The following is a 20,779-nucleotide window of genomic DNA, read 5'->3' on the forward strand; positions in this document are numbered from 1 at the left end:
GCGTGGTCAGTGCGCTCGACTCAGCCCCGCGACGAGCACCTCGACCAGTCGGCGAGCGTCGTAGCGGGGATGTCCGGATCCGGCGCAGATGCTCCCGACGCCCCGCATCAGCTCGTAGGCGTCCTGGCCGGGACTGATCTCGCCCGACTGGACGGCGGCGTCGATCAGGTGAGCACAGACCGGTTCGAGGTTGTCGAGGAAATACTGGTGCAAGGGGTCGAAGCAGGGATCGGCGGACTGCAGGACAGCGGCCAGCCCCTGCTTGGTGATCACGAAGTCGACGAAGAGGCGGATCCATTCCCTGAGCGCCGCGTAGGGGCTGGTACTGGCGGCCAGCAGGGTCGGCCCGGCCTCGGACAGGGTTTCGACCTGGTGCCGGTAGACGGCGACGATGAGGTCCGCGCGGGTCGGGAAGTGGCGATAGATGGTGGCTGTGCCGACCCCCGCCCTGGCGGCGATGTCCCGCAAGGGCGCCTCCACCCCCGAGGTCACGAAGACGGCGGCGGCGGCGTCGAGCAGTGCCGTCTGGTTGCGGCGCGCGTCGGCGCGTCGGTGGCGGGACACCGCCCCCGCGTCCTGCCCGTTCGTGTGCACGGAACCCCCTCGCCGGAGTCGGTTGCTAAACGGGACGTTGTCCCATATCGTCAAACGGGACAGCGTCCCGCTTGTTCATTCTGGCAGGTCATGGCCCTGACCGCCAGGCTGGCCCGGTGATACGCGCTCGTACCCAACAACTGGAGATCTTCCATGACCGCAGCACGTACGGCGGCGACGAACCTGACCGTCGGCCCGCCCTCGCCCATCGTCTCGGTGAAGCCGGTGGTGCTGGAATCCCCGGGCCGCGGTATCGATCTGCCGGTGAAGGTGTCCGCACCCGTCACCGGCCGCGACCTGCCGATCATCGTCCTCTCGCACGGTTCGGGCTCGTCGCTGGACGGCTACGGCCCGCTGGCCGACTACTGGGCCGCGCACGGCTTCGTGGTCATCCAGCCCACCCACCTCGACTCGCGTACCGTCGGTCTGGCCCCGGACGACCCCCGGACACCGCACATCTGGCGGCACCGCGTCGAGGACCTCACCCGCGTCCTCGACCACCTCGACCTGCTTGAGGCTGCCGTACCCGGCCTGCGCGGTCGCCTCGACCGAAGCCGCATCGCCGCAGCCGGCCACTCCTTCGGCGGGCAGAGCGCGGGCAACCTGCTGGGCCTGCGGGTCCTCGACCCGGTCACCAGGGAGGGGGCGGACCTGTCCGACCCCCGCGTCACGGCCGGCGTACTGCTGGCCACCGCGGGTGAGGGCGGCGCCAACCTGACCCCGTTCGCCGCCGAGCACCTGCCACACCTGAACCCGACCTTCGCGTACCTGACCACGCCGACTCTCGTGGTCGTCGGTGATCGGGACGAGATTCCGCGCAAGTACCAGCTGACCGTCCGGGGTCCGGACTGGATGGCCGAGCCGTACCACCTGAGCCCCGGCCCCAAGAGCCTGCTCACCCTGTTCGGGGCCGAGCATTCGCTCGGCGGTATCACCGGTTACGAGGTGTGGGAGACGACCGACGCGAACCCCGAACGCGTCGCACTGATCCAGCGCGTCACCTGGGCGTACCTGCGCCATGCCCTGGGGATCGAGGACGACAGCTGGGTGGCCGCGCAGAAGGCATTGGCGCAGGAACCCGCCCCGATCGGGTCGATCGAGTCCAAGTAGTGCCGGGGAGGCCTGTCACCGCCGGGGTGGCCGGACCCCCTTCAGGGCGAGGGTGAGGAGTTGTTCCGCCTTGGCCGCGCCCGCCGGTTGCGCCGCGAGTGAGATGCCGTTGGCGAGCATCATCAGGTCGGCCATCGTTATGTCGGGGCGTACCGAGCCCTCGTCGACGGCTCGGCGCAGCAGCGGTTCACCTGCCGCGACGAGCGTCGAACCGCAGGCGTCGGTCTCCTCGGCGGGCTCGTTCAGGAGGGAATCCGCGAGGCCGCGGGTTGTCGTGGCGTACGCGGTGACCTCGTGCAGCCAGGTCGTCAGCGCCTCGAGGGCGTCCGGCGCGGCGAGCAGGTCTCCGGCGCGGGCCGCAAGGTTGCCGACGCAGGTGCCGAAGACGGCCTGGAGCAGGGACCAGCGGGACGGGAAGTGCCGGTGCAGGGTCGCCGAGCCCACTCCGGCGGACCGGGCGATCTCCTCCAGCGAGGCGTACGCGCCGTCGCGGGCGATCGCCTCGGAGGCCGCTTCGACGATGAGGTCGTAGTTGCGCCGTGCGTCCGCTCTCATGGCCCGCCTTGCCAAAGTGGGGTGGTCCCCCATATCGTAGCCGACGAGAAGTGGGGGACCACCCCACTTTGTCCTGGGGAGGCATCATGGCTGTTCTCGTCATCGGCGCGACAGGCAAGCAGGGCGGGGCCACGGCCCGCGCGCTGCTGGACCGAGGCGTCGCGGTCCGTGCCCTGGTCCGGGACCCGGGCAGCGACGGCGCCAAGGCTCTGCGGGAACGGGGCGCCGAACTGGTCACGGGCGACCTGGACGACGCGGAGTCGCTGCTCGCCGCAGCGGAAGGGATGGACGGCCTCTTCTCCATCCCGTACCCCGACGTGACGAACATGCAGGGCGACGCCGAGGTGACCCGCGGCCGCAACGTCGTCGAGGCGGCGCGCCGGGCCGGCGTGTCGCACGTGGTGCACAGCAGCGTCTCCGGCGCCGGCGACTTCCACCGCAACCAACCCGGATGGGCCGAGGGTCGGTGGGACAGGCACTACTGGGAGAGCAAGGCGGCGATCGACGACATGGTGCGCACCGGTGGCTTCGCGCACTGGACCATCCTCAAGCCCTCGACCTTCATGGAGAACCTCGTCGGCTGGTCCTACCTCTTCGGCGACTGGTCCAGCGGCACGATCATCACCGGCTTCGCGGCGGACACGCGGCTTCCATGGATCGCCGTCGACGACATCGGCGAGGCCGCGGCGACCGCGTTCACCAGCCCGGGCAAGCTCGACGGCCTGGACGTCGAACTCGCCGGCGACCTGCTCACCATGACCGAGGTCGCCGCCATCCTCGGTGAGGTCACCGGCCGGGCGGTCACCGCGCCCGTGCTCACCCCGCAGCAGGCCGTCGAGCACGGCCTGCTGCCCGCCATGGTCAACGCGGTCGAGCAGATCAACGAGAACGGCAGTCCCGCCCGACCGGCGATGACCCGCGCCCTCGGCCTGCCCACCACCGACTTCCGTACGTGGGCGCGCCGGACGTTCTCCTGACACCTCACGACATCGTCGGGACGGTCTCCGAGCGGGCCGCGACGATGCGGCGGCGGCGCACCGGGTACAGCACCGGGTGGGCGATGCCCCAGGCCGCACCCTTGCAGACGACCTCCTTGTAGCGGGCCGCCAGCCGGCCGGCGAGGAAGGACGGCTTGGCCCTGTCGTCGGCTGTGACGTACTGGATGATGCCGTCGCGGCGGCCGAGGCTGATGCACTGGTTGAAGTAGCGCAGCGGCGCCTTGGCGTACCTGCGCTGCCCGGTCAGGCGCGCGGCGATGGCGTCGGCGGCCTGCCAGGCCATCGGGACGCCCGAGGCGCAGGACATCCGCAGCGGCCTGCCGCCCGGCCCCTGGGCGAGTCCGGCGTCGCCGACGGCGTACACGTCGGGGTGGGAGACCGAGCGCATGGTGTCGTCCACGACGATCTGTCCGGTGTCCGCGACGGTCAGGGTCGTGGCGGCGGCGATGGGGTGGACGGCGAAGCCTGTCGTCCACACCGTCACGTCGGCCGGGATCACCAGGCCGTCGGCGGTGACCGCGCCCGTCCCGTCGACCCGGGCGATGTCGGTGTGCTCGTGCACGGTGATGCCGAGCCGGTCACAGACGCCACGCAGGTGCTGCTGCGCCCTGCCGGTGAGCCAGTCGCCGAGGCCGCCACGGGCGGCGAGCGCGACGTCGAGGTCGGGCCGGGCCTCGGCGATCTCGGTGACCGCCTCCAGGCCGGTGAGGCCGCCGCCGACGACGAGCACGGTCCCGCCGGCGCCGAGGTGGGCGAGGCGGTCGCGCAGCCGCAGCGCCGACGCCCGGCCCGAGATGTCGTACGCGTGCTCGGCGACGCCCGCCACGCCGTGGTCGGCGGCGGCGCTGCCGAGGGCGTAGACCAGGGTGTCGTACGCCAACTCGTCGGCGCCCTTGTCGCCGATGAGCGCGACGGACCGGCGGTCGACGTCGACGGCGGTGACCCGGGCCAGGCGGACCCGTACGCCGGTGCCCGCGTACACAGTGCTCAGCTCGTGGGTCTTGAGGCCCTGCCCGGTGGCGAGCTGGTGCATGCGGACCCGCTCGACGAAGTCGGGGTCGGCGTTGACGACGGTGATCTCGGTGTCGTCCGGGTGCAGCCGCCGGGCGAGGCGACCGGCGGATGTGGCTCCGGCGTATCCGGCCCCGAGGACGACGATGCGGTGCTTCATGGTGGCACTCCTGTCTCGCTTGGCTGTCGCGTCTTGAACCGGGCAGCGACGCGATTGCTGACAGGAGTCGGCTGAGACCTGGGTCACCAGACCGTGAGGAGGGGTTCCCCGTGTTCGGACGTGGACCAGCGGCGGGTGATCCGTTCGAGTTTGTCGGGGTTGACCTGGCTGCGGATGTCGGCGACGCCCTCAGGTGTCACCTCCAGGGACATGACGCCGACGACCCGGTCGTCGATCACGACCACCACCGCGGGGCCGCCGTTGACGTCCTGGACGTAGAGGGCCGGCCGGCCACCCACCAGGTCGCGCTTGACGTCGCTGGGCTTGAACAGGCCACGCAGGAACTTCGCCACCGCCAGCGTACCCACGATCGGAGCGGTCCGGGCCGGGATCTTGCCCCCGCCGTCGCCGACGCTCGTCACGTCGTCGGTAAGCAACTCGACCAGGCGCCGGGTCTCGCCGCTGGTGGCGGCGGCGAGGAACTCAGCGACGATCCTGCGGGTGGCCGCCTCGTCGACCTCGACGCGGGAACGACCCGCGGCGACGTGCTGCTTGGCGCGGCGGTAGATCTGCTGGCAGTTCGACTCGGTGACGCCGAGGATGTCGGCGATCTCGGTGTGCGGGTAGCCGAAGGCCTCGCGCAGCACGTACACCGCGCGCTCGTTGGGCGTCAGCCGCTCCATCAGGGTGAGCACGGCCATCGACACCGACTCGCGCTGCTCGACGGTGTCGACCGGGCCGAGCATCCGGTCCCCGGCGAGGACCGGCTCGGGCAGCCAGGTGCCCACATAGGTCTCGCGCCTGGCGCGCGCCGAGGTGAGCTGGTTGAGGCACACGTTGGTGAGCACCTTCGTCAGCCACGCCTCGGGCGTCTCCACGTACTCCCGGTCGGCGGCCTGCCAGCGCAGGAACGTGTCCTGGACCGCGTCCTCGGCGTCGCTCGCCGAGCCCAGCAGGCGGTAGGCGATCGCCTCCAGACGGGCCCTGGAGCGCTCGAACAGCTCGACCTCGTCCGTACGCAGCGGCATGGCCTGATAGTTAACCACCCGCGCACGCCCTGCCGAACGCCATCGCGATGTCACAGCTGACCCGGATGACCGGTCGCCGCCTCCAGCCGTGGCGATCCGGATCGCCCGGCGGCGGGCGTTCGGCGCGGTGAAAGATGTGCAATCGCGGAAACATGAGTGGGCTATCGTTACTGCCGCCCGGTTCGTCCCGTACCGACGGGGGTGTCGGGTCGGGGATCGGTCGGGGGTGTTGACCGCGAGGAGTGCCTCTTGGCAGCGACGACGACGATGGCGGACCCTGGCGGGACGGGGTCGCATTGAGTGACGGCAGGTTGCGGGTCCAGGGAATCGGGCCGCTCCGCGCCTACGTCGACGGCGAAGAGATCGAGATCGGTCCGCCCAAGCAGCGTGCCGCGTTCGCCGTGCTCGCCCTCTGCGCGGGCACCACCGTCTCCCGTGGGGAACTCATCGAGCGGGTCTGGGGTGAGACGGCTCCCGCTACCGCGGCCGGGAGTCTGCACACCTATGTCTCAGGGCTCCGCCGTGCGCTCGGGCCGGCGAAGGACGCCCTGGTCAGTGACCGTGCCGGTTACTGCCTGCGACTCGACCGAACGATGTTCGACGCCATCCGGGCCAAGGATCTGGCGGATCGGGCGCGGGCGGCCCGCGGCACCCCGAACGCTCCTGCCGCGTACGAGCGCGCCCTGGAGACGTGGACCGTCGGCACACTCTGCACAGGGGTGCCCGGCCCCTTCGTCGCGCTCGCCCGCGACCGGTTCGCCGAGCTGCGGCTGCAACTTCTCATCGAGTACGCCGAGATTACCGGTCCTCGTGGGCTCCCGGATGTGATCAGCCGGCTGCTGCTGGAGGTTCCGGCCCATCCATTCGACGAGCGGCTCCGCACTGTCCTCATGAGAGCGCTCCACGGCAGCGGACGGACCGCCGACGCCCTGGCCCAGTACGAGAATCTGCGTAGCGGGCTCGCCGCCGAGCTGGGCATCAGCCCGTCACTTGCCATCCAGGAGGTCTACGCCGAGATCCTGGCCGACGAACGTCGCAGAGCCGGGGACCCGCCGCCCGGGACACCGCCGCCCGGGGAACCCGTCCGGCCCGCCCAGCTGCCGTCCGACAACGATGCCTTCGTGGGACGGACCGCCGAGCTGCTCACCGTGATGCAGTGCGCCGGCGGGGTGACCGAACCACGGAGGCGGATCGTCGGGATCGTGGGCGTCGGCGGCATCGGCAAGACCGCGCTCGCGGTACGCGCCGGGCATCTGCTGCGCGACCAGTACCCGGACGGGCAGATCTACCTCAACCTGCGCGGGTTCGACCCGTCGCACGCCGCCCTCACGCCCGACGCCGCCCTGCACCAGTTGCTCACCTCGGTCGGCGCCCGCCACATCCCGAGCGGACGGGAGGACCGCATCGTGCTGTGGCGCAGCCTCGTCGCCGACAAACGCATGCTGCTGGTCCTCGACAACGCCAAGTCGGACGACCAGATCGAGGACCTGCTGCCCGGCGGCACCACCTGCTTCGTCATCGTGACGAGCCGCAACCGCCTCTCCAGACTGGTCGTCCGCCATGCCGCGCGCCGCATCCAACTCGGAGCGCTCAACGACCAGGAGTCACTGAGCCTGCTCACCACCGCGATCGGGGAGGACCGGGTACGGGCCGAGCCGGAATCCGCCCACCGGCTCATGGCGCTGTGCGACAGGTCGCCGTTCGCCCTGCAGATCGCGGCCGAGCGGGTGGTGTCGACCAGGGGCACCCGCATCGGCGACCTCGTCGGCCAACTGGAGGACGTCCGGCAACGGCTGGACGGGCTGCAACTGGACGACGACCCACTCTGCTCCGTACGCGGTGTGCTGTCCTGGTCGTTCGCCGCGCTCAGCGACGACGCGGCCTGGGCCTTCCGGCTCCTCGGTGTCTTCCCCGGTGCGAGCGTGACCCGGTACATCGCCTCGGCGCTGTTCGGCGTCCCGGTCGAGCGGGCCGAGATCCTGCTCGGCAAGCTCAGCGCGCTCTGCCTCCTGGAGCAGGAGAACGACAGGTTCACACTGCACGACCTCACCCGGGTGTACGCCGCCGAGCTGTCCGGTGACCTCGAGCCGGGCGAGCGGCGCGAAGCCCTGTCGCGGGTCCTGTCCTGGTACCGCGTGACGCTGTCGGGGTGGAGTGGCAACGGGATGTTCCTACGCGGCACGCCGGTCGAGCCGCCGCACAGCGACGTCCCGCCTGTCGTGTTCCACGGGCAGCAGGACTGCCTGCGGTGGTGCGAGGCGGAGCGGCCGAACATCGTGGCGCTCGTGCGCGCGGCCCAGCGTGAGGGGCAGCACGGGGCGGCCTGGCACCTGGCCTGCCTGGTGTTCGACTACTTCTACGTGGCCGGCCAGCCGTTGGAGTGGCTGGAACTGCTGCGCGTGGCGATGCGTTCCGCCGAGGCGGCCGGCAACCACGTCGCCCGCGCGATCCTGTTCAACCATCGCGGCGTCGCGTACTCCCGGCTCGGGCAGAACGAGATCGCGGTACGGCAGCTCAACCGCGGCCTGGAACTGCTCGACCACCCGGACGACTGGCGGTACCGGATCAGCCTGCTCGGCAACCTGGCGTCGACGATGCGCGAGGCGAAGGAGTACGAGGCGGCCCGTGGCCCGGCCCGCGAGGCGTTGGCGCTCGCGCGTCGGGAGGGGATCGACTACTACCTCGCGGCCACGCACGACGTCCTCTGTGAACTGAACGCGGAGACGGGCCGGTGGGAGGAGGCGATGCGCGACGGGCTGCCCGGTCTGGAGTACGCCCGCCGGTCGCGGAGCCGGATCCTCGAGGCCAACCTGCTCATCAACATCGGACTGGCGCAGCACGGTCTCGGACGGCAGGGGGCGGCCGAGGAGTCGTTCGGCGAGGCACTGCGGATCAGCAGGGACGTCGGGGACCTCTACCACGAGGGCCTCGCGCTGTTCGGGCTCGCCCGGGCGAGCGCACGCGGCGGCGTCGCGGAGCACGGCGTACGGGCAGAGGTCGTCGCTGACCTCGCTCGCCGGGCCCTCGCCCCGCTGGAGCAGTTGCACGCCGAGGAGGCGGTCGAGGTGCGGGCCTTCCTGGCGGCTCTGGAGGTCTAGCTGGCCACCCGCTCGCGCTGCCAGATCAGCACGGCCTCGATGCGGGTGCGGGCGCCAAGTTTGGTGAAGATGCGGTTCACGTGGTTCTTCACAGTCTTTTCCCGGATCCGCAGCAGCGCGGCGATGTCGGCGTTGCGCATCCCCCTGCTGATCGAGTCCATCACCTCGGCCTCGCGCCGTGACAGTGACGGGTGCCCGTGCGTGCACGACGCCCCACCGGCCGGCGCGCGGTTGCCACCGCGCGTGGGGGACGGACGGCGGACGCGCGGGACCAGCCCCAACCGGTAGCGGGCCGTGGCCGGCTCCCGTTGCCTGGTGTGCGGCCCGGCCAGCTCGTTCAGGGCACCGGCGAGCGCACCCGTCGCCGGTGTGGCGTCGCCCCTGGGGGTGACGACGACGTCTACCGAGGGCAGGCCGTCGATGTGCGCGTCCAGGCCCTTGCTGGCGAATTCGTGGCGGATGTGGGCAAGGATCTCCGGGCTGGAGATCGCGACGCGCACCCGGGCACCGGCCGCCCCCGGCTGCGCGGGAACCGTGATCATGGCAACCAGTCTGCTGTCGCCGGCTTCACGACGCCTTCACGTTCGCTTCACACGGCCCGCTACGGGCGCAGGCGCACCTGCTCCGCCAGGAGGCCGGTGTCGATGGTGCCGTCCATCCCGACCGTGAATCGCCAGGTCGCACCATCCATACCGACGGCCACCACGGACCAGCGTCGCACCGGTTCGGCCAGCAGCCGGTCGACCTGGTAGACGTCGCGGCCCGCTGGCGGGTCGGCGAACACCAGGACGCCGCCCTGCGGGTCGTTCAACGCCTGTCCGGCCTCGACCAGCCGCGACACGTCCAGCCCGGTGAAGTCGTGGTCGGGCTCGAATCCGACCCTGATCACCCGCGAACCGGTCGACCACGGGCTGGTGGTGAGCCGCCGGGACCACGACCGGACCAGGCCTCGGGCCAGCCCGAGGTCGCCGCCCACGCTGATGATCCCGTCCGCCTCTGCGAGGTTGAGCAGCAGTCGCCCGCCGTCGGTCACGCCGAGTGAGACGAGCAGCGGGAACGGGTCCGCGAGTCGGTCGTTCACCGGCGCCGCGGTCGCCAGCCACCCGAGGGACGCCCGCCAGGTGCGGCCGTGGTCCTCGGTGGTCCAGCCGGGTGGCGGCGCCTCGTCGGGGGTGGTCAGGCGCAACACCACGGCCTCCGGGCCCAGGACCACGGCGCCGACGGCCGGAACAGGGCGCTGCCCGTCGGCGCATCCGGTGGCGAGGGCGCGTACCGCCCGGTCGATGGTCCAGGCGCCGGACCGCTCGTGGGCCCCCGACTCGGGCGAGCGGAGGTCACCGGGGGAACGTCCCAGCCAGCTCATCGTCCACTCCTTCACTCGGGCCCTGGCATCGTCGGTGGCGCGGTGACGGCTGTCAACGAAAACCCTGGGCCCACGGACCCAGCGGGCGAACTCCGGTCTGGACCGCGAACGGGCGGCCTTCCTACGTTGATGCGCGATGCCAAGCGGGCCGGGCGTGCTGCGTGGGCTCGCACCATTCGAAGGGACGACCCGATGGCGAATCTCAACATCACCTACACGGAGATGTCAGACAGCGCGACCCGCATGCGCAACAACAAGAACGAGATCGACTCCCGGCTGACCGAGTGCAAGTCGATCGTGGACAACCTGACCGCCTCCGGCTTCGTGACCGACCAGGCGTCCACCAAGTTCGACGAGGTGCACACCGAGTTCGTGAGCGCGGCGAACGAGCTGATGCAGAACCTCGACCTGCTCTCCGAGTGGCTGGACAAGGCCGTGGAGGCGCTGCGCGACATGGACACCCAGCTCGCCGGTTCGCTGAACAAGTAACAGGGATACGCCGTGCGCATGCTGATCACCCTGGCGTCCCCGCAGGCGTGGTCGGCCGACGTGGTCGTGGACGCCGACCCCGCCACCCCGGTGCGGGACATCGTCAAGAACCTGCTGGACAGTCTCGACCCGTCCTCCATCGCGCACGGTCAACTCCCGGGATCCGGCCGGATTTATCTCGACCACGGGCCACTCGACCTCGACCTTCCGTTGTCCGCCAGCGGCGTGCACGACGGTTCGGTGCTGTGGGTCGGCGGGCCCGGGCCGGCCCCGTACGTCCCGACCGGTGGTCTGGTCACCATCCGGGCGGTGACAGGTGCCGGCGCCGGCCGGGTCTGGGCCCTCGGGCCGGGTGAGCACCGGATCGGCTCGGTCGAGGGCTGCCCGGTGCGCCTGGACGGGGTCCCCCCGGTGGCCGCCGTCGTCCGGGTCACCTTCGACGCCGAGGTGTACGTCCGCGGCGCCGAAGGTGACCTGCTGCTGGATCGGGAGGAACTGCCAGGCGCCGAGGTGCGGTGGCGGGAGACCGCACAGCTGACCGTGGGTGGCACCACGCTGGAGGCATATCCGGTCCTCTGCCCGGACGCGGTCGTCGAGCCGTCCCCGGAGAGCGAGTACCTCGACTACAACCGCCCGCCGCGGCTGCTCCCGCCGGTCCGGCCGGACAAGTTCAAGATCCCGGCCGAGGTCAAGGCACCGATCCCCAACGCTCTGCCGTGGCTGGCCGCCGCGCTGCCCGCCGCGTTCGGCGCCGTCATGGCCACGGTGCTGCGGAACCCGATCTACCTGATGTTCGCGGCGATGTCGCCGATCATGGTGATGGCCAACTGGTGGACCGGACGCCGCCAGGGCCGGACCAGCCACCGGAGGCAGGTGGCCGAGCACGCGGCGCGTGTCGCCGCCATCGAGGCGGACATCGCCGAGGCGCTCATCCTGGAGCGCCACGATCGCCGCGTTGCCGCACCCGACCCGGCCGAACTGCTGATCGTCGCGACCGGCCCGAGGGCCCGGCTGTGGGAGCGGCGCCGCACCGATCCGGACCATCTGGTGGTCCGGGTCGGCATCGCCGACCTGCCCAGCAAGATCACCGTGGAGGAGTCCGGCCAGGACCGTCAGACCGACAGGCAGTTGTACGACGTACCGGTCTCGTTCTCCGTCGTGCAGGCGGGCGTGGTGGGCGTCGCCGGCCGGGGCGAGTGGCCGCGCCGGCTGGCGCGGTGGATGGTCGGCCAGTTGGCCGTCGCGCAGAGCCCCCGCGACCTTCAGCTCTACGTGCTCACCGACCCGGGCGGCGGCACGTTGTGGGAGTGGGCGGCCTGGCTGCCGCACACCCGTCCCCTGCTGGGGCAGCAGACCCTGACCCTGCTCGGCACGGACACCGAGACCATCGCCCGCCGGATCGCCGAGCTGATCGAGCTGATCGAGGCCCGCCGGCAGGCCCGCCTCGACGTCGGGTCGGGCGCGATGTTCGCCGACCCTGATGTGGTAGTCGTGCTGGACGGCGCCCGGCGGCTGCGCGCCCTGCCCGGCGTCGTCTCCATCCTGCTCGGCGGCCCGGCCGTTGGCGTCTACTTCATCTGCGTCGACAACGACGAGCGCACCCTGCCGGAGGAGTGCACCACAGTGGTGGCCGGCGGTGACGGCCTGCCCACGACGCTGCGCCGGCAACGAGCCGCGCAGGTCGATGGCATCCGGGTCGACGAGGTGATCGACGACTGGTTCCCGGCCACCGCGCGGCGGCTGGCGCCGATCCGCGACGTCAGCGACAGCCACGGCGACGCGGCGCTACCGTCCTCCGCACGTCTGCTCGAGATCATGGGGATGGAGGACCCGTCGGTCGCCGCGATCGCCGCCCGGTGGAACGCCTCGCCGCGCAGCACCCGGGCGACCGTCGGCTACAGCCTCGACGGGCCGTTCGCGCTCGACCTGGTCCAGCACGGTCCGCACGCGCTGGTCGCGGGCACCACCGGTTCCGGCAAGTCGGAGTTTCTGCAGACGGTGGTGGCCTCGCTCGCCGTGGCGAACCGGCCGGACGCGATGAACTTCGTACTCGTCGACTACAAGGGCGGGGCCGCGTTCAAGGACTGTGTCGACCTCCCACACACCGTGGGCATGGTCACCGACCTCGACACCCACCTGGTCGAGCGCGCCCTCACCTCGCTCGGGGCGGAGTTGACCCACCGGGAGCACCTGCTCGCCGCGGTCGGCGCCAAGGACCTCGAGGACTACGTCGACTACGCGACCAGGCGGCCCGTGCCGGAGCCGATCCCGCGACTGCTGATCGTCATCGACGAGTTCGCCTCGATGGCGCGTGAGCTGCCGGACTTCGTCACCGGCCTGGTCAACATCGCCCAGCGTGGCCGGTCGCTCGGCATCCACCTGATCCTCGCCACCCAGCGCCCCAACGGCGTGGTCTCCGCCGAGATCCGGGCCAACACCAATCTGCGGGTCGCGTTGCGGGTCACCGATGCCGGGGAGAGCGCCGACGTGATCGACGCCCGGGAGGCGGCGAGCATCTCCGCGGCGCACCCCGGCCGCGCGTACGCCCGGCTCGGCCACAGCTCGCTCATCCCGTTCCAGACGGGCCGGATCGGTGGCCGGCGCCCACGGCAGAACGCGACGGAGGCCGTGGCCGCGCCGTTCCTGCACCAGGTGGGCTGGTTCGACCTGGGACGACCCGCGCCGCAGCGGCCACGTGCCGCGGCCGAGGTGGACGAGGCCACCGACCTGTCGGTGCTTGTGTCGACGATCCGGCAGACCAACGACATGCTGGGCGTGCCGGCGCAGCGCCGTCCCTGGCTGCCGGCACTGCCGACGGTCTCCGTGGTGGACCTGCCCGACGAGCCGCCGCGCGACGAGCGCGGTGAGCCGTCGTTCGCCTGGGCCCTGCAGGACCTGCCGCGCAGTCAGCAGCAGGCGCCGATGACGATCGACCTGTCGACCTTCGGCCATCTGCACATCGTGGGGGCTCCCCGGTCGGGGCGGTCGCAGGCACTGCGGACCATCGCCAGTGCCGCGGCCAGCGCCGCGAGCGTCGGCGACCTGCACCTGTACGGGTTGGACTGCGGCAACGGCGCCCTTCTGCCGATCACCCGGTTCCCGCACTGCGGAGCGGTCGCGCAGCGTACGGATGTGGAACGGGCCGACCGCCTGCTGCGCCGCCTGCACGAGGAGGTGCAGCGCCGGCAGAGGATCCTCGGTCAGGGCGGCTTCGCCGACCTGACCGAGCAACGGGCGGCCGCCCCGGTCGCCGAGCGCCTGCCGCACATCCTACTGTTGCTCGACCGCTGGGAGGGGTTCATGGGAACCCTCAGCGAGCACGACAGCGGTGCGCTGACCGACCTCGTGCACATCCTGATGCGCGAGGGCGCGAGCGCCGGCGTGCACCTGATCGTGACAGGTGACCACAGTCTGCTGAGCGGCCGGATGGCCGGGCTGTGCGAGGAGAAGGTGGTGCTGCGGCTCTCCGACCGCAGTGACGCCACACTTGCCGGGCTGAATCCGCGCAAGATGCCGGAGAACCTGCCTGCGGGGCGCGGCTATCGGGCGCACACCGCGATCGAGGTGCAGGTCTGCCTGGTGGCGAACGACCCGAGTGGTCCGGCGCAGGTTGCCGCGATGCACCGCCTGGCGACGCGGCTGACCGAGCGCGAGGCGTACGTGCCCCGCGAGCGGCGTCCGACGACGATCGCCGTCATGCCCACCCAGCTCACCTTCGAGCAGGCCTGGGAGTCCGTCGGCACCGCGAGGCAGGGCTGGGCGTTGGTAGGTGTCGGCGGCGACGAGTTGGCGCCGGTCGGCACGAACCTGCTCGACGACGCACCGACGTTCCTGATCGCCGGGCCGTCCCGGTCCGGTCGCAGCACCGCGCTCCGGGTGATGGCCGAGTCGCTGCTGCGCTCGGGCGTTCAACTCGTCATCGGCGCCCCCATGCGGACGCCGCTGCTCGATCTCGTCGGCCGTCCCGGAGTTCGCGGCGTCGTGACCGGGGAGAGCCCTGCCGAGGAGGAGTTCTCCGCGCTGCTCGACAGCGGTGACGACGCGGTCGCGCTGCTCGTGGACGACGCCGAGGCGTGGCGTGACGTCCCGTGCCGGGACTACCTGCGCCAACTGGTCCGCACCGCTTCCGGCAGGCGTCGGGCCGTCGTGATCGCCGGCGAGATCTCCTCGGTGGCGATGGGCTTCTCCGGCTGGCAGGTGGAGGTCAAGAAGAACCGGCGGGGCGCGCTGCTCTCCCCGCCCACCCTGGGTGCAGGTGACCTGGTGGGTGTCCGGCTGACCCGTGCCGCACTGGCCGACAAGGTGGTGCCCGGGGTCGCCCGGGTGCACCTGGGCGACGGGACACTCCAGACCGTCCAGATTCCTCTCCTGGAGCCGGCGGCCGGGGCCGGCGTGTGAACACGACGACTGTGGAAGCGGTGGTGTGATGGCCGACATCGTGGTGAAGGGACTGGCCGATCTGGCTCGGGACCTCAGCGAGCTGATCAGCCAGTTCGAGGGTGCGCTGGACTTCCAGAACGAGCGGAAGGGCCAGTGGGGGCAGCACAACGCGAACCTGTCGATGGGTGACTTCGCCGACAACTGGACCGGCAGCCGCGACAAGATGGTCGAGGCGATGAAGAAGTTCCGTGAGCGGATCGAGGGCGCCGACCAGGCCTGGACCGACGCGGATCTGCAGATGCTGAAGAGCCTCGAGGATGGCGGCAAGTGAGCGACCGCCGCCTCGAGACCCTCCGCAGGGCAGATCCGGTCGACATCGAGGCCGCGCAGAAGCGTTACCAGCTCATCTCCGACACGATCGACGACACGGTCAGCAAGCTGCAGAAGATCGTCGACGCCGGGGAGGAGGCCCTGCGGGGCAAGTGGGTCGACGAGGTCAAGGACGACGCCAAGTCCCTCACGGAGAGTCTCACCAAGGCCGGGGTGCGCTACCGCGACGTCGCCACCGAGATCAAGAAGTACGAGCCGGACCTCGATCGCGCGATCACCGAGGTGAACGCGGCCGAGCGGGACGAGGGTGACGCGACCGCCTCGTTGAGCCGGGCGAACGCGATGCCCGACCCGCAGAAGGGGGCCGACGGCAGTGTCCCGCCGGAGGAGCAGCAGAAGGGCGAGGACAAGCGGCGCGCGCAGGACGACGCGAACGCGCAGATCAGCGCCGCGAAGAACCGGCTGACCGGCGCCCTCGACGCGCTGGGGGTGGCCGGCAAGCGACTGGGTGACGCGGTGAACTGCAAGAACTACGACGACGGTCTCACCGACAAGATCAACTGGCGAGTCATGAACATCTTCAAGATGATCAGCAAGATCTTCGGGATCATCGCCATGATCCTGACGGCGCTGGCCATCCTGATCCCGGGGGTGGGCGCCCTCGCGCTCGCCGGCGTGGTCGCCGGGGCGGTCACACTGATAGCCGACAGCGTGTTGCTGGGCGGCGGCGACGGCAGTGTGCTGTCCGTCGTGCTCGGCGCGCTCGGGCTCGGGTTCGCCGGGCTCGGAGCCGCCGTCGGCGCCTTCGGCAAGCAGATCGAGTCGGTGAGCAAGTTCATCAAGACGATGTCGAACATCAGGTTCAATGCGAACTGGAGGCCCGGCGGTCAGATCATCGAACTGTTCGACTTCGCCAAGCCACTCGCCATCGCCACCGGCAAGCCCGGATTCTTCAACTTCGTGGGCAACACCGTGAACAAGCTGTTCGGTAACGGGTTCGCCGGCCTGATGAAGACGTGGTGGAACGCCTTCATCGGCATCAACCCCATCAAGGACCTGAGTTTCCTGAAGGGCCTGCCCTTCTTCGGCGGCGTCTTCGGCAGGTACGGCACCGGCCTGCAGTCGATATTCGCGACCTGGGGCGGCGTCAACCAGGCGTTCGCCCTAGCCGCGGGTCTGTTCATCGCGGGACTGCAGGCAACTGAGCACCACTCCGTCGAGGGCGCCTGATGACACCTGTCGCCACGCCCAACGAGGTTTCCTGGGCCTGGGACTTCGTGCCGTCCGACGAGGCCGACCGGGGCCCCTGGACCGAATTCATGGCGGAACTGCTCGACGGCTGGGTCAGCGAGCAGGTGGAGGCAGCCCGTGCGGCCTGGCCCGCCGATGCCGCCGAGGAGTTCCCGTTCAGCCCCGGCGCGGTGGGCTCGGCGGTGGCCCGAGACCTGCTGGAGCGGGCCGACGGCCTGCCCGCCAACTGCCGCCTCATCTGGGGCGCCGGCTTCGTCGACGACCGGGTGCGCTGGCTTCCGCTGCTCGTCCTGGCCGAGTTCCGGGAGGCGGGACCCGGCGATCCCGCATATCTGATGTCCATGGTCGGCGCCGAGGGTCTGCCCGACGACGTACGGCCACCGAACGTCGAGTACGTGTCCACGGATCACGGCGATGGCATCCGGGTGCTGGCGCTTGCCCGCAACGAGGCCGAGGGGCTGCACGGTCGGGTCAACGCCGCCCTGCGTCTCGAAGGGCCGGAACGGGAGATCGACGTACTGCTCACGACCCGGGTCAGCGATCTTGAGCAGGTGGCGGTGATCGGCGCCGGCGTGGAAGCGGTGATGCACCTGATCGCCACCCAGTTCGGTGCACAGCCCCAGGACGCCGTGGCACCGTTGCGGTTCGTGCCCGCCGGCGGCCTGGCGTGATCGACTTCGAGCTCATCGTCCCGGACGGCTGGGCGCACATCCCCACCACGCCCGAGTTCAGCCGCGTCCGGGACCGCGTCATCAACGAGATCGTCAAGCGGGCGCTGCCCGACACGCTGCCCCGGGACAAGGCCGGGCCGTGGCGGCGGATGCTGCGCAAGGATCTCACCGAGGCCACCGACGAGGCCCAGCGGCAGGGTGCCCGGGCGGTGGTGCTGCCCGTGCAGGAGATGCGCGGCATGCGGCTGCCCGGCACGCTTCTGCTGTCGGTCATCGACGACGGCGAGGACCAGCAGGATCCGGTGCCTGTGCTGAACTCGATTCTCGCCGACGCCGGCCCCGACGGGACGGCCCTGGAGATCGACGGTTGCCCGGCCGTCAGGATCCGCCAGATCATCGACAGTGAGGCACTCAACCGCAAGGCCCCATCGGTCCGGGTCAGCTACTTCGTGGCGGCCCCCGACGCGCCCGGCGTCTGGGGCGTGCTGACCTTCACCGTGCTGACCGACGGTGACGTCGAGGCCGAAGCGGTGCAGGCAATCGTCCTGCTGTTCGACATGGTCGTCGGCACCCTGCGCTGGAACGACGAGGTCGCCGTCCCCACCGAGGACGAGCTGCTCGCCGCCCTGCCGGCCGACTGACACCCCGATCCCCACGGAGAGAGAGCGTTACTGATGTTCCGGATGCCGAAGCTGAGCCGTCCGGTGTTCCTGGGTTCGGCCCTGGCGCTGATCGTCCTGCTCGGGGTCGGCGCCTTCGTGGCACGACGGGCGGCCAACGCCGCCGAGCCGCTTGAGGGCAACCGGGTCACCGCGTCGGACGTGCGGATCCTCGTACGCGCGGCGTCCTCCTGCCCGGCGCTCACCCCGGCCCGGCTGGCCGGGCAGATCATGGTCGCCTCGAACTTCCGCGACGAGCCGGTGGACGACATGCGGGCGGGGGGTGCGACAGGAGTCGCCGCCCTGACCCCCGAGCAGTGGCGGAAGTACGCGCCGTGGCCCGGTGCCGAACCGTCCGACCGCGAGGCCGCCATCACCGCCCTCGCGCACGCCATGTGCCAGTTGGTCGGCCAGGCCCGGGCCCTGAAGATCGACCAGGACCCGTGGCGGGTCGCGCTGGCGGCGCACCGGCTCGGCATGGACCAGGTGGTCGCGGCAGGTGACATCCCCGCCGGCGCTCGTGACCATGTGGACACCGTCGACAGGTACGCCAGCTGGTATGCCCTGCAGCCCGCCTTCGGCGGCGGCCCGGCGTCACCGGGCCCGACGGCCGGAACGACGGCCGCCGGTGGCTCGGTGGTCCCGGTGCCCGAGGCGTACGTGAAGGCTGTCGCCGCCGCCGGAAGGGTCTGCCCCGAGATGCCGCCCGCGCTGATCGCGGCGCAGATCTCGGCGACGTCCGGCTTCGACCCGAACAAGCTGGGCCCCGCCGGTGAACAGGGCATCGCGCAGTTCCTCCCGGGGGTCTGGACGACCACCGTGAAATCGGCCGCGAAACGGACCCCGTGGGATCCGTCGGTGGCGATCCCCGCGCTCGGCCAGACGATGTGCAGGCTCGTCGAGCAGTCCGGCGGCCAGTACCCCGCGGCCCTGGCCGCCTTCACCGGCGGCCGCGAGCGAGCCACCGCGTTCGCCGAGGTCGTGACCAAGGCGCAGGCGGAGTACGCCAAGGACACGCGCCTGCAGTCGCCAAGGACTCCCGCCCGTTCCACGCCGTCGCCGTCGGCCACCACGAAGCCGAAGAGTCCGACGGGTACGAAGGCCCCCGCCCGGGACAACCAGCCGCCGGTCAAGGCGGCCGACGGCGTCGGGGCGGGAGGCAGCTTCGGGCCGTACTTCATCGTCAATCTCCGCCGCAAGACCTGCGTTGACCTGCCCAACTTCGGGGCGGGCACGCGCGACGGCCCGGTGGGCCAGTTCACGTGCGCGAAGACCGGCGACGACAACCAGGAGTGGACGTTCGAGCTGCGGGGCACCGACCGGGACGGTTACCAGCTCTACTGGGTCCGCAACAAGGACGACGGCTTCTGCCTCGACCCGCCGGGCATTGGGAAGGTCGAGTCGAACACCCCGGTCCATGAGACCGCCTGCTACGACAACGACAACCAGTACTTCCGGCTGGAGCCGAAGGTCACCTCCGGCGGTTGGCAGTACTACTGGCTGCGCAACACGGCCTCCAAGCTGTGCCTCGACATCCCCAGCGAGGGCAACGCCGACCCCACGGCCCCGCTGACGCTCTTCGCCTGCAGCTCGAACAACGACCACGAGTGGGCGCTCGTCGAGAAGTCGGAGTGGTGAGGTGCCCACGATGATGCTCCGCCGAGCCGTGTTGACGGCCCTGCTGTCGACCGCGCTGACCGGCCTGACCGCTGTCGGAGCCGCTGCGGCCCCGCCGCCGGGCACCGCCGCGAACCAGTCCTACTACACGGTTGCCGCCTCCCACCAGGGTGCGCCGGAGAACCTCTGGGAGATCTCTGCCCGCTTTCTGGGCGACCCGGGTCGGGCCGGCGAGATCCTCGCCCTCAACGCGGGCCGTGTCCAGCCGGACGGCCGCCGGGTCGTGGACCCGAGCCGCCTGAGCGCCGGCTGGCACCTGATCCTGCCGTGGGACGCGGTGGGTGCCGAGTTGCAGTACGGCGTACCCTCGGCGGGCGGCAGTGCCGCCCCGGCCTGCCGCCGTGAGACAACCGTCCCGGCCGCGGCCGGGTGGGGGCAGGCGCTGCTGACGCCGAGCCGGGCGTGGCCCGAGGCGGACGGCTCGGGAGTCACGGTCGCGGTGATCGCCTCCGGTGTGGACGGTACCGCCCCCGAGCTGGCCAACCGGGTATCAACAGGCGCCGACATCGCCACCGGCACCGGTCGCGGTGACACCGGCTGCGCGGGCATCGGCACCGCCCTGGCGGGAATCGTCGCCGGCGACGACGGCGCCGAGGGCAAGACCTTCGGGGTGGCGCCGAAGGCGCGGATCGTGCCTGTCAAAGCGGGGGTCTCGGCACGTACCGTGGCCACCGCCATCGACGTCGCCGCCGCGTCCGGCGCCCAGGTCGTCCTGATCGGCGCCGGCGTCGACGCCGCCGACCCGGCGATCCGCGCCGCGGTCAGCGAGGCGATCGGGCGGGACGTGGTGGTGGTGGTGCCGGCGGCGAGCCCGCCGGCCGGGACCGCAGCGATGGACGGCCTGCTCCGGGTCGGCGGCGTCGGAGCCGACGGGCAACCGGTCGAGGCCTATCCCGGCGACTCGGTGGACCTGCTGGCCCCCGGCATCGACGTGGCGACCATCGGTCGCTCCGGCAGCGGCGCCGAGTACGCCGCGGCGTTCGTGGCCGGTACCGTCGCCCTCGTTCGCTCGGCCCACCCCAAGCTGCACGCCTCCGACGTGACCAGGCAGGTGCGGGACACGGCCGCCGAGGGCCTGGTCAGCCCGGTCGCCGCGGTCACGACGCCGCTCCCCGACGGCGTGGGGGTGCAGGCCGCGGCCACGACACCCACCAGCGGTATGGAGACTCTGAGCCGGGTGTTGTCCCTGGTCGGGGCCGCCCTCGCCGTCCTGTTGCTCCTGGCGTACCTGCTGCCGCGTCCGGTCCGCGCGCTGGCCGGAGCCGTGGCGCGGGGCAGGGCACGCCGGCAGACCCTGGCGGCCCGCGCCCGGATGACCGTCGACGGCGACGACCCGTTCTGGGAGCCTCCGTCCGCCGGTCAGGCCAGCCATGACGGGGTGAACGGGCGGTAGCTCCGACCGGGT

The 20,779-nt window shown here is 71.4% G+C and carries 17 protein-coding genes; 11 read left to right on the top strand and 6 right to left on the bottom strand.

All coding sequences use genetic code 11. The annotated features are described in order from the left end of the window. Window positions 1-6 precede the first annotated feature (6 nt). Window positions 7-594, bottom strand: coding sequence for a TetR/AcrR family transcriptional regulator (locus tag ACZ6N8_RS08385; RefSeq protein ID WP_466008564.1), 588 nt, complete (start codon window positions 592-594; stop codon window positions 7-9). Between the two features lie 153 nt (window positions 595-747). On the opposite strand from ACZ6N8_RS08385, the gene ACZ6N8_RS08390 reads away from it, so the two are divergent. Continuing rightward, window positions 748-1,704, top strand: coding sequence for an alpha/beta hydrolase family protein (locus ACZ6N8_RS08390; RefSeq protein WP_466008566.1), 957 nt, complete (start codon window positions 748-750; stop codon window positions 1,702-1,704). A 15-nt stretch (window positions 1,705-1,719) separates the two neighbouring features. Here ACZ6N8_RS08390 and ACZ6N8_RS08395 read toward each other — a convergent pair whose 3' ends face one another. Continuing rightward, the gene (locus ACZ6N8_RS08395) at window positions 1,720-2,259 is read right to left on the bottom strand and encodes a TetR/AcrR family transcriptional regulator (protein WP_466008568.1); all 540 of its coding nucleotides are present in this window, start codon (window positions 2,257-2,259) and stop codon (window positions 1,720-1,722) included. Window positions 2,260-2,345: 86 nt separating this feature from the next. Here ACZ6N8_RS08395 and ACZ6N8_RS08400 point away from each other — a divergent pair, with 86 nt between their 5' ends. Next, the gene (locus tag ACZ6N8_RS08400) at window positions 2,346-3,236 is read left to right on the top strand and encodes an NmrA/HSCARG family protein (protein ID WP_466008569.1); all 891 of its coding nucleotides are present in this window, start codon (window positions 2,346-2,348) and stop codon (window positions 3,234-3,236) included. A 4-nt stretch (window positions 3,237-3,240) separates the two neighbouring features. Here ACZ6N8_RS08400 and ACZ6N8_RS08405 read toward each other — a convergent pair whose 3' ends face one another. Both ACZ6N8_RS08405 and ACZ6N8_RS08410 read right to left on the bottom strand, forming a co-directional pair. Then, entirely contained in the window at window positions 3,241-4,428 is a 1,188-nt protein-coding gene (locus ACZ6N8_RS08405; protein ID WP_466008571.1) for an NAD(P)/FAD-dependent oxidoreductase, read from the bottom strand. A gap of 83 nt (window positions 4,429-4,511) precedes the next feature. Then, entirely contained in the window at window positions 4,512-5,456 is a 945-nt protein-coding gene (locus tag ACZ6N8_RS08410) for an RNA polymerase sigma-70 factor (RefSeq protein ID WP_466008573.1), read from the bottom strand. 296 nt (window positions 5,457-5,752) lie between these two features. On the opposite strand from ACZ6N8_RS08410, the gene ACZ6N8_RS08415 reads away from it, so the two are divergent. Continuing rightward, window positions 5,753-8,554 carry an AfsR/SARP family transcriptional regulator gene (locus tag ACZ6N8_RS08415; protein ID WP_466008575.1) on the top strand — a complete coding sequence of 934 codons (2,802 nt, stop codon included), beginning with the start codon at window positions 5,753-5,755 and terminating at the stop codon, window positions 8,552-8,554. Here ACZ6N8_RS08415 and ACZ6N8_RS08420 read toward each other — a convergent pair. Together ACZ6N8_RS08420 and ACZ6N8_RS08425 are read right to left on the bottom strand one after the other, a co-directional pair. Then, the gene (locus tag ACZ6N8_RS08420) at window positions 8,551-9,096 is read right to left on the bottom strand and encodes a response regulator transcription factor (RefSeq protein ID WP_466008577.1); all 546 of its coding nucleotides are present in this window, start codon (window positions 9,094-9,096) and stop codon (window positions 8,551-8,553) included. The two genes, ACZ6N8_RS08415 and ACZ6N8_RS08420, sit on opposite strands and share 4 nt — an antisense overlap. A gap of 59 nt (window positions 9,097-9,155) precedes the next feature. Beyond that, entirely contained in the window at window positions 9,156-9,917 is a 762-nt protein-coding gene (locus ACZ6N8_RS08425; protein WP_466008579.1) for a hypothetical protein, read from the bottom strand. A gap of 192 nt (window positions 9,918-10,109) precedes the next feature. On the opposite strand from ACZ6N8_RS08425, the gene ACZ6N8_RS08430 reads away from it, so the two are divergent. Genes ACZ6N8_RS08430 through ACZ6N8_RS08465 form a run of 8 tightly spaced genes read left to right on the top strand, consistent with a single transcriptional unit; the run spans window position 10,110 to window position 20,767 of the window. After that, window positions 10,110-10,406: a WXG100 family type VII secretion target gene (locus ACZ6N8_RS08430; RefSeq protein WP_364362360.1), complete on the top strand. Its 297-nt coding sequence runs from the start codon at window positions 10,110-10,112 to the stop codon at window positions 10,404-10,406. Window positions 10,407-10,424: 18 nt separating this feature from the next. Beyond that, entirely contained in the window at window positions 10,425-14,804 is a 4,380-nt protein-coding gene (locus ACZ6N8_RS08435) for an FtsK/SpoIIIE domain-containing protein (RefSeq protein ID WP_466009146.1), read from the top strand. A gap of 28 nt (window positions 14,805-14,832) precedes the next feature. Then, on the top strand, window positions 14,833-15,117 hold the full coding sequence (locus tag ACZ6N8_RS08440) for a hypothetical protein (RefSeq protein ID WP_387119494.1): 285 nt from the start codon (window positions 14,833-14,835) through the stop codon (window positions 15,115-15,117). Beyond that, the gene (locus tag ACZ6N8_RS08445) at window positions 15,114-16,346 is read left to right on the top strand and encodes a hypothetical protein (protein WP_466008580.1); all 1,233 of its coding nucleotides are present in this window, start codon (window positions 15,114-15,116) and stop codon (window positions 16,344-16,346) included. Before ACZ6N8_RS08440 ends, ACZ6N8_RS08445 begins: the two co-directional genes overlap by 4 nt. Next, entirely contained in the window at window positions 16,346-17,038 is a 693-nt protein-coding gene (locus tag ACZ6N8_RS08450; protein WP_466008581.1) for a hypothetical protein, read from the top strand. The genes ACZ6N8_RS08445 and ACZ6N8_RS08450 overlap by 1 nt, the downstream gene beginning before the upstream one ends. Then, window positions 17,035-17,679 (top strand): hypothetical protein, encoded by a 645-nt coding sequence (locus ACZ6N8_RS08455; RefSeq protein ID WP_466008582.1) that lies wholly within the window; start codon window positions 17,035-17,037, stop codon window positions 17,677-17,679. Before ACZ6N8_RS08450 ends, ACZ6N8_RS08455 begins: the two co-directional genes overlap by 4 nt. A gap of 42 nt (window positions 17,680-17,721) precedes the next feature. Next, window positions 17,722-19,335 (top strand): RICIN domain-containing protein, encoded by a 1,614-nt coding sequence (locus ACZ6N8_RS08460; RefSeq protein WP_466008583.1) that lies wholly within the window; start codon window positions 17,722-17,724, stop codon window positions 19,333-19,335. A gap of 10 nt (window positions 19,336-19,345) precedes the next feature. After that, window positions 19,346-20,767 (top strand): S8 family serine peptidase, encoded by a 1,422-nt coding sequence (locus ACZ6N8_RS08465; protein ID WP_466008584.1) that lies wholly within the window; start codon window positions 19,346-19,348, stop codon window positions 20,765-20,767. Window positions 20,768-20,779 lie beyond the last annotated feature (12 nt).

Source organism: Micromonospora sp. NPDC047521 (assembly GCF_055587305.1).

Excerpts from the sequence above, each read along its gene's own strand:
- ACZ6N8_RS08390 (WP_466008566.1), top strand. The coding sequence starts at position 748 with ATGACCGCAGCACGTACGGCGGCGACGAACCTGACCGTCGGCCCGCCC.
- ACZ6N8_RS08395 (WP_466008568.1), bottom strand. The coding sequence starts at position 2,259 with ATGAGAGCGGACGCACGGCGCAACTACGACCTCATCGTCGAAGCGGCC.
- ACZ6N8_RS08400 (WP_466008569.1), top strand. The coding sequence starts at position 2,346 with ATGGCTGTTCTCGTCATCGGCGCGACAGGCAAGCAGGGCGGGGCCACG.
- ACZ6N8_RS08405 (WP_466008571.1), bottom strand. The coding sequence starts at position 4,428 with ATGAAGCACCGCATCGTCGTCCTCGGGGCCGGATACGCCGGAGCCACA.
- ACZ6N8_RS08410 (WP_466008573.1), bottom strand. The coding sequence starts at position 5,456 with ATGCCGCTGCGTACGGACGAGGTCGAGCTGTTCGAGCGCTCCAGGGCC.
- ACZ6N8_RS08420 (WP_466008577.1), bottom strand. The coding sequence starts at position 9,096 with ATGATCACGGTTCCCGCGCAGCCGGGGGCGGCCGGTGCCCGGGTGCGC.
- ACZ6N8_RS08425 (WP_466008579.1), bottom strand. The coding sequence starts at position 9,917 with ATGAGCTGGCTGGGACGTTCCCCCGGTGACCTCCGCTCGCCCGAGTCG.
- ACZ6N8_RS08430 (WP_364362360.1), top strand. The coding sequence starts at position 10,110 with ATGGCGAATCTCAACATCACCTACACGGAGATGTCAGACAGCGCGACC.
- ACZ6N8_RS08435 (WP_466009146.1), top strand. The coding sequence starts at position 10,425 with ATGCTGATCACCCTGGCGTCCCCGCAGGCGTGGTCGGCCGACGTGGTC.
- ACZ6N8_RS08440 (WP_387119494.1), top strand. The coding sequence starts at position 14,833 with ATGGCCGACATCGTGGTGAAGGGACTGGCCGATCTGGCTCGGGACCTC.
- ACZ6N8_RS08450 (WP_466008581.1), top strand. The coding sequence starts at position 16,346 with ATGACACCTGTCGCCACGCCCAACGAGGTTTCCTGGGCCTGGGACTTC.
- ACZ6N8_RS08460 (WP_466008583.1), top strand. The coding sequence starts at position 17,722 with ATGCCGAAGCTGAGCCGTCCGGTGTTCCTGGGTTCGGCCCTGGCGCTG.
- ACZ6N8_RS08465 (WP_466008584.1), top strand. The coding sequence starts at position 19,346 with ATGATGCTCCGCCGAGCCGTGTTGACGGCCCTGCTGTCGACCGCGCTG.